Annotated in this window: 12 protein-coding genes; 7 read left to right on the forward strand and 5 right to left on the reverse strand. The window is 73.3% G+C overall.

The window, feature by feature from the left end:
- Nucleotides 1-151 precede the first annotated feature (151 nt).
- Both TR46_RS31220 and TR46_RS31225 read left to right on the forward strand, forming a co-directional pair.
- Nucleotides 152-598 (forward strand): SRPBCC domain-containing protein, encoded by a 447-nt coding sequence (locus TR46_RS31220; protein WP_042408331.1) that lies wholly within the window; start codon nucleotides 152-154, stop codon nucleotides 596-598.
- Nucleotides 595-966 carry an ArsR/SmtB family transcription factor gene (locus TR46_RS31225; protein WP_042408333.1) on the forward strand — a complete coding sequence of 124 codons (372 nt, stop codon included), beginning with the start codon at nucleotides 595-597 and terminating at the stop codon, nucleotides 964-966. The genes TR46_RS31220 and TR46_RS31225 overlap by 4 nt, the downstream gene beginning before the upstream one ends.
- Here the strand turns inward: TR46_RS31225 and TR46_RS31230 are convergent.
- Entirely contained in the window at nucleotides 911-1,807 is an 897-nt protein-coding gene (locus TR46_RS31230) for a YhjD/YihY/BrkB family envelope integrity protein (RefSeq protein WP_084719102.1), read from the reverse strand. The genes TR46_RS31225 and TR46_RS31230 overlap by 56 nt on opposite strands.
- Before the next feature lie 259 nt (nucleotides 1,808-2,066).
- Here TR46_RS31230 and TR46_RS31235 point away from each other — a divergent pair, with 259 nt between their 5' ends.
- On the forward strand, nucleotides 2,067-4,232 hold the full coding sequence (locus TR46_RS31235) for an MMPL family transporter (protein WP_174505171.1): 2,166 nt from the start codon (nucleotides 2,067-2,069) through the stop codon (nucleotides 4,230-4,232).
- A 103-nt stretch (nucleotides 4,233-4,335) separates the two neighbouring features.
- Nucleotides 4,336-4,716: a VOC family protein gene (locus tag TR46_RS31240; protein WP_042408336.1), complete on the forward strand. Its 381-nt coding sequence runs from the start codon at nucleotides 4,336-4,338 to the stop codon at nucleotides 4,714-4,716.
- Nucleotides 4,717-4,734: 18 nt separating this feature from the next.
- Here TR46_RS31240 and TR46_RS31245 read toward each other — a convergent pair whose 3' ends face one another.
- The 3 genes from TR46_RS31245 to TR46_RS31255 form a co-directional block, all read right to left on the reverse strand.
- Complete coding sequence (locus tag TR46_RS31245; protein WP_042408338.1) at nucleotides 4,735-5,826, reverse strand: carboxylate-amine ligase; 1,092 nt, start codon at nucleotides 5,824-5,826, stop codon at nucleotides 4,735-4,737.
- Nucleotides 5,827-6,036: 210 nt separating this feature from the next.
- Nucleotides 6,037-6,714, reverse strand: a complete 678-nt coding sequence (locus tag TR46_RS31250) for a hypothetical protein (RefSeq protein ID WP_042408342.1) — start codon at nucleotides 6,712-6,714, stop codon at nucleotides 6,037-6,039.
- A 140-nt stretch (nucleotides 6,715-6,854) separates the two neighbouring features.
- On the reverse strand, nucleotides 6,855-7,760 hold the full coding sequence (locus TR46_RS31255) for an SDR family NAD(P)-dependent oxidoreductase (protein ID WP_042408344.1): 906 nt from the start codon (nucleotides 7,758-7,760) through the stop codon (nucleotides 6,855-6,857).
- A 58-nt stretch (nucleotides 7,761-7,818) separates the two neighbouring features.
- On the opposite strand from TR46_RS31255, the gene TR46_RS31260 reads away from it, so the two are divergent.
- From TR46_RS31260 to TR46_RS31270, 3 genes are all read left to right on the forward strand, one after another.
- Nucleotides 7,819-8,475 (forward strand): TetR/AcrR family transcriptional regulator, encoded by a 657-nt coding sequence (locus TR46_RS31260; protein ID WP_042408347.1) that lies wholly within the window; start codon nucleotides 7,819-7,821, stop codon nucleotides 8,473-8,475.
- Nucleotides 8,476-8,582: 107 nt separating this feature from the next.
- On the forward strand, nucleotides 8,583-9,749 hold the full coding sequence (locus TR46_RS31265; protein WP_042408350.1) for a CaiB/BaiF CoA transferase family protein: 1,167 nt from the start codon (nucleotides 8,583-8,585) through the stop codon (nucleotides 9,747-9,749).
- A complete protein-coding gene (locus tag TR46_RS31270; RefSeq protein ID WP_304941307.1) occupies nucleotides 9,746-10,948 on the forward strand; it encodes a CaiB/BaiF CoA transferase family protein in 1,203 nt (400 codons plus the stop codon). The genes TR46_RS31265 and TR46_RS31270 overlap by 4 nt, the downstream gene beginning before the upstream one ends.
- 4 nt (nucleotides 10,949-10,952) lie before the next feature.
- Here TR46_RS31270 and TR46_RS31275 read toward each other — a convergent pair.
- Nucleotides 10,953-11,743 (reverse strand): NAD(P)/FAD-dependent oxidoreductase (locus TR46_RS31275; protein WP_042408352.1); only part of this gene is annotated, 791 nt, incomplete at its 5' end.

The following is an 11,743-nucleotide window of genomic DNA, read 5'->3' on the forward strand; positions in this document are numbered from 1 at the left end:
TGGTGCTCCAGACGAAAATCTAGCTCGTCAGCGCCCCGGGCGGCAGTGCTGCCCAAGATCCAGCGAAATGAAGCGCAACTCCCTGGTTGCACCTGGGGCTCCGATGTGCAACTCTGGGGTTGCACTGCAGAACCCATCGAAGGAGCAGGCAATGAGCGAGGACCGGATCGAGCGCGAGACCCTGATCGCCGCCCCCCTGGAGCGGGTCTGGTCGCTGGTGACCGAGACCGGGTTCTGGGTCGGCGACACCGCCGCCCAGAGCGGCGTCACCGCGAAGGAGGGCGAGTCGCTGGTCGCCAAGAACGCCGAGTACGGGGACTTCCCGGTGCGCGTGGAGAAGGTCGAGCCGCAGACCTATGTCGCCTACCGCTGGGCCAGCGCCTACCCCGGGCAGGAGCTGAGCGGGGACAACAGCACGCTGGTGGAGTTCACACTGACCCCGCAGGACGGGGGGACGCTGCTCCGCGTCGTCGAGAGCGGGTTCGCGGCGCTGGCCGGGTCCGCGGAGCTGCGCGACCGCGCCCTGAAGGACAACACCGGCGGCTGGCCGCAGGTGCTCGACGCCTTCAGGGCCCGCGCCGAACAGGCGGCCGGGTGACCGACGGGGATCGTCGCGCCGCCGACGAGGCGGTCGACAGCGTCCTGGTGGCGCTGGCCGATCCGACGCGACGCCAGCTGCTCGACCTGCTGGCCGCACAGGGCGAGACCACCGCGACCGTACTGGCCGGCCGGCTGCCCGTCTCCCGTCAGGCGGTGGTCAAGCACCTCGCGGTGCTGGACGCCGCCGGGCTGGTCACCGGCCACCGGGTCGGCCGTGAGGTGCGCTACGCGGTGCGGCCCGCCGCACTGGACGCCACGGCGCGGTGGATGGCCGCGCTGGCCGTCGACTGGGACCGGACCCTGGCCCGGATCAAGCGGCTGGCCGAGGCGGCGGAGCGGGACGCCCGCGGGTCAGGAAGCGGTTGAGCGGCGGCTCCTGGGCCAGTACCGCGCCGATGGTGACGGCGAAGGTGATGGCGGCGCACAGCACGATCAGCCAGGACAGCGCCGCCAGCACCAGCCCCAGCGAGCCGTACTGGGACAGCGCGCGGTTCAGCGCCGTGGGCATGTAGATCCGGGCGGTCAGCGCCAGCGCGGTCATCGCCGCCGCGCTCAGCACCGCTCCCGGCAGCAACGGCAGCCAGCCGACCCGGGCGACCAGCAGCAGGTGCTGGGTCCACCACCACACCGCACCGCTGAGCAGGAAGCTCAGCGGCACGCCGAGCCACAGCCCGGCGCCGAAGCCGTTCCGGAGCGGACCCTGCAGCGCCAGCTGGGCCATCAGCGCGACCACCCACAGCAGCCAGCGCCAGGCCGCGATCCTGGTCCCGGCCTTGGGCAGCACCCAGGCGCGCTCGCAGACCCGGGCCATGGCGCGGCTGAAGCTGGTCGCCGAGACCAGGGCCATCAGCAGGCCGATGATGCCGGAGGTCTGCCGCAGCTCCTGGCCGCCGTCGCCCAGCACCGCGCTCAGTTGCTGGTCCACTTGCCCGGTCACGCCGAAGATCGAGCGCAGCGAGTCCAGGAACTGGCTGCGGAGCCCCTCCGGCGCGAACGCCCCGAGCGCGAAGAGCAGCGGCACCGAGGTCAGGAACGCCTGCGCGGCCAGCCGGGTGGCCGCGTCCAGCAGGTTGGCCGAGAGCAGCCGGGCGGTCACCTCGGTGAGCACCGGCATCCGCCGCTCGGCGGCGGCCCGCAGCCGCTCCGCCCGGCGCTGCAGCTCCGGCAGCAGCCGTGCCAGCGCCGGGGGCGCCTTCGGCTCCGTCATCGGCCTCGACCGCACTCCCCTCGCCGCGCCCCGTCCGGGCGCACCCTCCCCACCCTCGGCGACAGGCCGGCTGACAGCGAGTCAGAGTCGGCCGGTCGGGGGGTGGACCACGCCATTGGAGTGACCGGGATCGGCTTCCACCGGGCTGCCCGCGCGCTTGCTCCGGTCCGACCCGGCTGTCCTGATATGCACGGACAGTGCGATCGCCGCCGAGCCGACGCGGCGTTCAGCAGATCCCGTCCAACCTCTGGGAGCGCATATGTCCGCAGGCGGTCTGCAGCGGCTGGGTGAGTGGTGCGCGCGGCACTTCGTGGTGGTCATCGTGCTGTGGCTGGTCGCCCTCGGCGGTGTGCACGCACTGCAGAGCGCCTTCGGTGGGACCTACTCCGACGATTTCTCCCTGCCCGGGACCCAGTCGTACCAGGGGCTGGCGGTGCTGAAGGCCCATGCTCCCGGCTCCGGAGGCACCGGGGCGCAGATCGTCATGCACGACGCGAAGGGGCCGCTGACGGGCGCCCAGAGCCAGGTGGACCAGGCGGTCGCCTCGCTGCAGCACCTGCCCCATGTGCTGTCCGTGCAGAACCCGCTGCCGCCGGCGCCCCCGGGAGCCGTGTCCGGCGACGGCCGGACCGGTTACATCACGGTGCGGTTCGACACCAACCCCACCTCGCTGGGCCAGGGCTACCTCTCCGGCGTCGACGGTGCCGTGGCGCCGATCCGGGCCGCCGGGGTCCAGGTCGAGTACGGCGGCCCGCTGGGCGAACTCGCCCGGCCCAAGGCCGCCGACCTGACCAGCGAGGCCATCGGCTTCGCGGTCGCCGTGGTGGTACTGCTGGTCGGATTCGGCAGCGTGATCGCCGCCGGCCTGCCGCTGCTGACCGCGCTGATCAGCGTCGTCGTCGGGCTCGGCTGTCTGAGCCTGCTGGCCGCGGCGTTCACCTTCGCCAGCGTGTCGCCGACCCTGGCGACCATGATCGGCCTGGGCGTCGGCATCGACTACGCGCTGTTCCTGACCACTCGTCACCGCCAGCGGCTGATCGACGGGGAGAGCCCGGTCACCGCGGCCGGCCGGGCCGTGGCCACCAGCGGACGCGCGGTGCTGGTGTCCGGCTGCACCGTCATCGTCGCCCTGGCCGGACTGTACGTCTCCCGGGTGGGCTTCATCGGAAAACTGGGGGCGGCGGCCGGCGTCACCGTGATCACAGCGGTGCTCGGAGCGGTCACCCTGGTACCGGCACTGCTGGGACTGGTCGGCCGCCGTATCGACCGCGTCAGCGTGCGCACCCCGGTGGCCGAGGGGACCACCGGCCCCGACGCCGAGGCCCAGGGCGGCTGGCACCGCTACGCGCAGCGGGTGGAGCGCCGCCCGTGGTGGTTCCTGGTCGGCGGGCTGGTGGTGGTGGGCGTGCTGGCGATTCCGCTGTTCTCCATCCGGCTGGGCCACATCGGCGACGGCGCCGACCCGACCAGCTTCACCGACCGGCGCGCCTACGACCTCATCAGCGCCGGTTTCGGCCCGGGCGCCAACGGCCCGCTGACCATCGTCGTCGACCAGAGCAAGGTCCCGGCCGCGAACAGGTCCACGCTGTCCGCCGACCTGACCAAGGCGCTCACCGGAGTCCCCGGCGCCGCCAGCATCAGCCCGCTGCAACCCACCGGCGACGGCCAGGCGCTGATCGCCACCGCCGTCTCCAGCGCGGCGCCGCAGGACGCCGCCACCACCAGCCTCTACAAACACCTCACCGACGTCTCCCTGCCGCAGGGGGTCGCCGGCACCCCGGCCGAGGCGTACCTGACCGGCACCACCGCCGCCCAGCTGGACTTCCTGGAGATCATCGCGCGCAGACTGCCGCTGATCATCGCCGTCGTGGTCGCCCTGGCGTTCCTGATCATCCTGGCGGTCTTCCGCGGCCTGCTGGTAGCCGTCAAGGCCGCGGTGCTGAACCTGCTGTCGATCGCGGCCTCCTACGGTGTGGTGGTCGCGGTCTTCCAGTGGGGCTGGGGCGGTCCCGCGCTGGGAGTATCCGGAAAGGTCCCGATCGAGAGCTATGTGCCGATGATGATGTTCGCCATCGTCTTCGGCCTGAGCATGGACTACGAGGTCTTCCTGCTCTCGCGGGTGCACGAGGCGTGGACCCGCACCGGCGACGCCGAGGCCAGTGTCGCCCACGGCCTGGAGATCACCGCGCGGGTGATCACCTGCGCGGCGCTGATCATGGTGAGCGTCTTCGCCGCGTTCATCCTCAGCGACAACATCACGGTCAAGATGCTGGGGCTGGGACTGGCCGTCAGCGTGCTGGTGGACGCCACCGTCGTCCGCCTGCTGCTCGTACCCGCGGTCATGACCCTGCTCGGGAAGAGCGCGTGGTGGCTGCCCCGTCGGCTGGACCGGGTGCTGCCCCGCATCAACGCCGAGGGCGAGTGAATATCCGCCGGCGATCCCGTCCCCTCCGGATGTCGAGTTCGGCCCGCCCGCTACGACCACCCGGCGAAGACCGGCCTCAGAACCCCCGAAGGGAAACGCCGCCATGGATCTCCGTCTCGAACTGGTCCCGCTCCCCGTCGCCGACGTCGACCGGGCCAAGGCCTTCTACGCCGACCGGCTCGGCTTCAAGGTCGACCTCGACTTCAGTCCGAACGAGGCGTTCCGCGTGGTCCAGCTGACGCCGCCGGGGTCGGCCTGCTCGATCGCCGTCGGCGTCGGCGTGGTCGGCACTCCCCCGGGCTCGGTGCAGGGGCTGCACCTGGTCGTCGACGACATCCACGCCGCCCGCGCCGAGCTGCTCGGGCGCGGCGTCGACATCGCCGAGGTGCAGGACATGAGCGCACCCGGCAAGCCGACCGTCTCCTACGCCGCGTTCACCGACCCGGACGGCAACGGCTGGACGCTGCAGCAGCTTCCGAACTGAGACGCGGCGAGCGGTCCCTCAGCCCCGGACGGTGATCAGTTCGGTCACGGCGCCGAGGTCGCCGCCGATCAGCGTCCGGCGCTGCCGCTGGGCGCCGTTGCCCGCCGTCAGCAGCCGCTCGACTCCTGTGCACACCCGTTCCAGGTCGCCGCACTCCTCCAGGGCCGGGGACACATGTTCCAGCAGCGCCGCCACGACCTCGGCGGCCGGCTGCCCGCGCCCGGAGCGGGCGTCGATCAGCTCCTCGTCCAGGCCGTAGCGGGCCGCGTGCCAGGTGGCGGCGGCGAGCAGCTCCGGGGGCACCGGGTCGACGCGGCTCCCCGAGCGGTGCTCGGCCAGGGAGCGGTGCACCAGCGCCCGGACCAGCCCGGCCAGCGCCACCGCGTCGCCGATCTCCAGTTGCACGTCCAGTGCCCTGATCTCCACGGTCGGGTAGCGCTCGGAGAGCCGCGCCTGCCAGTAGATCTGCCCCCGGTCCAGGATCGCGCCCGCGTCGACCAGCGCCCGGGTCCGCGTGTCGTAGTCGTCCGCACCCCCGCCGAAGTGCGGCGGCGGACCGCTCACCGGCCAGCGGCCGAACACCAGCGTGCGCCAGCTGGCGAACCCGGTGTCGCCGCCCTCCCACAACGGCGAGTTGGCGCCCAGCGCGACCAGCACCGGCAGCCACGGACGGATCCGGTTCAGCACACCCACCCCGCTGTCCCGGTCCGGGATGGCGACGTGCACGTGCATGCCGTTGATCAGCTGCTCGTCCACCAACTGCGGCGCCTCTCCGGACATGGCCTGGTAGCGGGCCTTGGCGGTGACCGGCACCGGCGTCCGCCCCACCGCGGGCGCCGTCCCGGTGGCCGCCAGCCGGCAGCCGGCCCCGGCCGCAGCCGCGGCCACCGCGGCGCGCAGCCGGACCAGCTGCTCGGCGACCTCGTCGAGTCCCCCGCACACCGGGGTACCCACCTCGATCTGGGCCTGGAGCAGCTCCGGCTCGACCTCCCGCGGTTCGACCGAGGGCATCCGGCCCGCGGCCCGCCGCACCGCGGCGCTCCTGGCCACCGGCAGGCCGCTGTCCGCATCCAGCAGCAGAAACTCCTCTTCAACGCCCAGGGTCGCCATGCCCGACATGTACCCCGGCGCCGGACCCGCACGCCCGGGGGGAAGCGGGCCGCTACCGCGGCTGCGGACAGCAGGTGGAAAGCGGCGGCGGCGATGCCCGCGCGGTGCATGCCGACAGCTCCGCCGGTCCGGCGGGCGGTGTTGATGATTCCGCCGGCCAGCCGACTGCCCCCGGATCCGGGCTGTATGCACGGCGTCCACGGCGCGGGCTCAGCCCGATCCGAGGACCGACTGCCGACGCCGGACCCGGCGCTCCTCGCGGGCCCGCGCCCGCTCCAGCTTGGCGGGCGCCTTCCGGTACCGGTGCCTGGCCCACCACGAATGGGGGCGGGCCAGCCGTACCGCGGCGACGATCGACACGAACGGCACCAGCACCCCGACCAGCCCGAGCCGGAACTTGCCCTTCGCCATCGCGACGACGGCGAAGGCCACATTGATCAGGATGTTCAGCGCCACGTCCCAGCGGCCGGACGTCTCCTGGGGGGCGGTGGAGCCACTGGGGAAGACGCCGAGCAGGCAGATCCCCACCACCGCGAGGGTCAGCGCGATCACATTGACGGACAGCCGGCCCTGCGCGCTCCAGTAGACGTCGTCCAGGTGCAGGACCAGCGCGAACTCGTCCAGCACCAGACCGGTGCCGACGCCGAACAGGGCCGCCGCCAAGGTCGCCGGCCAGCCGGTGCCCCGGGTTCCGGCCTCCAGGAAGCCGCCGGTCACCATCAGCACGATGCCGGGGACCACATGGTGCACATGCGTGCCGCCGACACTCACATTGCCGAACGGGCCGCGTCCGCTCCGGATCAGATGGGTGACCCCACGCGTGATCAGGAACGTGAGGACGAACGCCCCCAGAGCCACCGCCAGCTGCAGCCGGCCCTGCTGCCACACACGGGCCTCCGATCTCGGTGGCGGAGCTGTCCGGCTCCAAGCTCACCCCATGGCCCGCCGGCCCGCGACCGACACCCCGAGCGCCTGGGCCGAACGGGCGGCGCAGCGGTGCGGCTCGGTGCGCGGACCGGAGACCCGGGTCAGGAGGCCGTGTCGGGCGGGAAGGCGACCGGATAGGGCTCGGCGAAGTCGGCCGAGCGGGAGACCTCGCGCCACTTCAGGTCCTGCTCCAGCAGCCGGCGGTCCAGCTGGACCGAGCCCTCGGCCGCGTTGACGCCCAGCGGCAGGTGCTCCGGGATGTCGTTGCGCCCGGCCATCCGCACCAGGATCCCGGCGGCCCGGACCGGGTCGCCGGCCGGGCCCTCACTGTTCTGCCGCAGCCGCGCGTTGACGGCGCCGACCGTCTCGGCATAGGCCTCGGGGATGTCGCGCACGACCATCGAGGAGCCGGCCCAGTCGGTGCGGAACCCGCTGGGCTCCACGACCAGCACCTTCACTCCGAACGGCGCGGTCTCCGCGCGGAGCACCCGGCTGAACCCGTCGATGGCGAACTTGGCGGCCTGGTAGGAGGCAATCCCCGGCGAGCCGCCGACCCGGCCGCCCATCGACGAGAACTGCATCACCAGGCCGCCCTTCTGCTCGCGCAGCAGCGGCAGCGCGGCCTTGGTGACGTTGTAGACGCCCCAGAAGTTGGTCTCGAACTGAGCGCGGAAGTCGGCGTCCTCGGTGGTCTCGATCGGCGAGACATTGGCGTAGCCGGCGTTGTTCACCAGCACGTCGATCCGGCCGAAGTGCCGCCGCGCCTCGGCGAGGGCCGCCTGCGCGGCCGCGGGGTCGGTCACGTCCAGCGCGATCGGACGGATCCGCTCGCCGAACTCCCGCACCAGATCGTCCAGTTGCTCGGGATTACGGGCGGTGGCGGCCACCTGGCCGCCGGCCTCCAGGGCCGCGCGGGCCAGGGTGCGGCCGAAGCCGCGGGAGGAGCCGGTGATGAACCAGGTCCGCCGGGTGTCGGTGTCCTTGTCGATGCTCTCGTTGATGTCCATGGACTTAGTGAAACACCGTTGCGCTAATAACGCAACCTCGTTCCGCTATGCTCGTCGCATGGAAGCCTCGCAGTTCCAACGCGCCCGCTCGCCGGAGGCCAAGCGGCAGCGCGAAGCCGCGATCCTGGAGGCCGCCCGCGCCCTCGGCCACGAGCGCGGCATCAGGACCGTCACCCTCACCGACATCGCCGCGGCCGTGGCCATGCACAAGTCGGCGCTGCTGCGGTACTTCGAGACCCGGGAGGAGATCTTCCTGCGGCTGACCGCGGACGGCTGGCTGGAGTGGTCCCAGGCGCTCACCGCGCGGCTGCGCGAGTTGTCCGCCCCCGACCCGGCGGCCGTCGCCCATGCCTTCGCGGCCACGCTCGCGGCCCGCGGCCTGTTCTGCGACCTGCTCGCGCAGGCGCCGCTCAACCTGGAGCGCAATGTCTCGCTGGACGCGGTGCGCGAGTTCAAACTCACCACGCTCGCCGCCCGCACACCCGTCAACGCGGCCCTGCGCGAGCACCTGCCCGGCCTGACCGACCAGGACTGCGTCGACCTGATCGCCACCGCCGTGGCCCTGGCCGGCGCGATGTGGCAGATCGCCAACCCCGGCCCCGAAGTCGCCGCCCTCTACCGCAGCGACCCCCGCCTGGCCCACGCCGTCGTCGACCTCGAACCCCGCCTCACCCGGATCCTCACCGCGACCCTCACCGGCCTGGCCGCGAATTGATCGCACCCGTGGACACCTGGGCGAAGGCACCCTAACTTAACGAATGTTCGACTTGACGATGTTCGAAATCCGCCCCGGTTGCAGCCACGTCCACGAGGAGCCGGCCGATGAGCCCTGAAGTGCCGACGGAGTCCCGCGGCGGTCCGCTGGCGGGGCTGCGGGTGGTCGAGCTGGGCGGGATCGGGCCGGGACCGTTCTGCGGGATGCTGCTGGCCGACCTCGGCGCCGAGGTCGTGCGGATCGACCGGCCGGAGCGGACGGGCCGACCGGTCAGCCCGGCGATGCTGCACCGGGGGCGGCGCTCGGCGGCAGTCGACCTCAAGCACCCCGAGGGCGCGCGGACCGTGCTGCGGCTGATCGAGCGGGCCGACGCCGTCCTGGAGGGGTTCCGTCCCGGCGTCGCCGAACGCCTCGGCCTCGGCCCCGAGGACTGCCTGGCCCGCAACCCGCGCCTGGTCTACGGCCGGATGACCGGCTGGGGCCAGCAGGGGCCGTGGGCCCAGCAGCCCGGACACGACATCAACTACATCGCCCTGAGCGGCGCCCTGCACGCGGTCGGCGCGGCCGGCGGCGACCCGGTGGTCCCGCTCAACCTGGTCGGCGACTTCGGCGGCGGCGGCATGCTGCTCGCCTTCGGCATGACCGCCGCCCTGCTCCAGGTCGCCAGGGGCGGCCCGGGCCAGGTGGTGGACGCCGCGATGACCGACGGCTCGGCACTGCTGATGGCCATGGCCTACGGCTTCCTGGGCCAGGGCGCCTGGCACGACGAGCGCGGCAGCAACCTGCTGGACGGCGGCGCGCCCTTCTACCGGGTGTACCGGTGCGCGGACGGCCGCCACGTCGCGGTCGGGGCGCTGGAGCCGCAGTTCTACACCGCCCTGCTGGACGGCCTCGGCCTGGCCGACGACCCCGACCTCGCGGCCCAGCACGACCGCGAACAGTGGCCGGTGATGCACGCCAAGCTGGCCGCCGCCTTCGCCGCAGCCGACCGCGACCACTGGGCGCGGCGCTTCGCCGGGACCCAGGCCTGCGTCACCCCCGTGCTGTCGCTCACCGAGGCCCCGCAGCACCCGCACAACCAGGCCCGGAACACCTTCCGCAGCACCCCCGACGGTGCGCCGGCCCCCGCACCCGCTCCCCGCTTCAGCGCCACCCCGGCCGCCGCCCCGGTCCCCTCGCCGCCGTTCGGCGCGGACACCGACGCGGTGCTGGCCGAGGCCGGACTCGACCCCGAACGGACGGCGGAGCTGCGGAAGATCGGGGTGCTGGGGTGAACAGCGGAATCGACGACCCGTCAGCGGCGGCTCCTCCGCTGCCCCTTGACGGAGTGACAGTCGTCTCGCTGGAGCAGGCCGTCGCCGCCCCGTACGCCACCCGGCAGCTCGCCGACCTCGGCGCCCGGGTGATCAAGGTCGAGCGCCCCGGCGGGGACTTCGCCCGCGACTACGACCGGGCCGTCAAGGGCCTCTCGGCCTACTTCGTCTGGTGCAACCGGGGCAAGGAGAGCGTCGTCCTGGACCTCAAGGACCAGGACGACCGGGCGCTGCTGGACCGCATCCTGGAGCAGGCCGACGTGTTCGTGCAGAACCTCGCCCCCGGCGCGGCCGAACGCCTGGGCCTGGGCGCGGAGCGGCTGCGCCGCCGATGGCCGCGGCTGATCGTCTGCCAGATCTCCGGGTACGGGGACCGCGGCCCCTACCGCGACAAGAAGGCGTTCGACCTGCTGGTGCAGTGCGAGGCCGGGCTGGTCTCGCTGACCGGCACCCCCGAGGCCCCGGCCCGGGCCGGGGCCTCGCTGGCCGACGTGGCGTCGGCGATGTACGCGTACACCGGCATCCTCACCGCCCTGTACGAACGCGAACGCACCGGCCTGGGCAGCTCGTTCGAGGTCTCCATGCTGGACGCCCTGGGCGAGTGGCTGGGCCAGCCGCTCTACACCGCCCTGTACGGCGACGCCCCGCTGACCCGCTCCGGCGCCCGGCACCCCTCCATCTCCCCCTACGGCCACTACCGGGCCGGGGACGGCGGCGAGGTTTTCCTGTCGGTGCAGAGCGACCGCGACTGGGTCGCCCTGTGCGAGCGGGTGCTGCGCCGGCCCGAGCTGATCCGCGACCCCCGCTTCGCCGACAACCCGCTGCGGCGCCTGCACGACGACCAGCTCACCCCGATCCTGGAGGACTCCTTCGCCGACTGCGGCACCGACGAGTTGATGGAGCGGCTGGAGGAGGCCGGGATCGCCAACGCCCGGCTCCGCTCCATGGCCGAGTTCGCCGAACACCCCCAGCACCGGGCCCGCGGCCGCTGGCGCGAGTTCGACTCCCCCGCAGGACCGCTGCGCGGCCTGCTGCCCCCGGTCACCGTCCACGGCCGGGAGACCCCGCTGCGCCCGGTACCCGACCTGGGCCAGCACACCGAAGCGGTCCGCGCCGAGTTCGCCGGGGCGGAGGCCGCCGACGACCGTTCGGACGGGTGACGGGTCAACGGACGTGAAGAGCCGGCCGCGCGGCGGTGAGGGCCGCATCGGTGTCGGCGGTGACCAGATGGGCGTTCAGATGGGCTCCGGCCAGGGCTCCGGCTGCCGCCGAGGCGCCGACCTGGGCCATCGGGTCGGCGGCGTTGCCGGCCACCCAGACCCCCGGCACCTCGGTGACTCCGGCCATGGCGGAGGCGAAGTGGCGTCCCATCCCGCCGGGCAGGTCCGCCATCGGAAGCCGAAGGCCCTCCAGCCCCTCCGTCCGGGCCTGCAGGGTGGTCGCGACCACGAGCACCCGACGCGCCACCGACCGCCCGTCGGCCAGCCGCACGGCCGCGATGCCGCCGTCCTCGGCCGCCACGACCGCGTCCACCGGAGTGTCGACGACCTGGATGCCACGGGCGGCAAAACGCGCGCGGGTCTCCTCGTCGAGCTCCGTTCCGTGGCTGAAGTACACGAGGTCATCCGTCAGTTGACGGAACAGCAGCGCCTGGTGGACCGAGGCGGGGCCCACAGCCAGGACGCCGATCGGCTCGTCACGCACTTCCCAGCCGTGGCAGTAGGGGCAGTGCACCACGCCGCGTCCCCAGTGCTCGGTAAGCCCCGGCAGCCCGGGCAGCACATCCCTCAGTCCGGTGGCCACCAGCACCCGGCGCGCCCGCAGCGTGCTGCCGTCCGCCAGGCCGACCGTGAAGCGCAGGTCGCCATCGGCGGCCGGAGCCGCCGGAGCGGCGGAGACCACCTCCCCCGCCACCACCAGACCGCCGTAGCCGCGCACCTCCTTCCGGCCCCGCC

It is taken from the genome of Streptacidiphilus carbonis (genome assembly GCF_000787775.1).
Classification (GTDB): Bacteria; Actinomycetota; Actinomycetes; order Streptomycetales; family Streptomycetaceae; genus Streptacidiphilus; species Streptacidiphilus carbonis.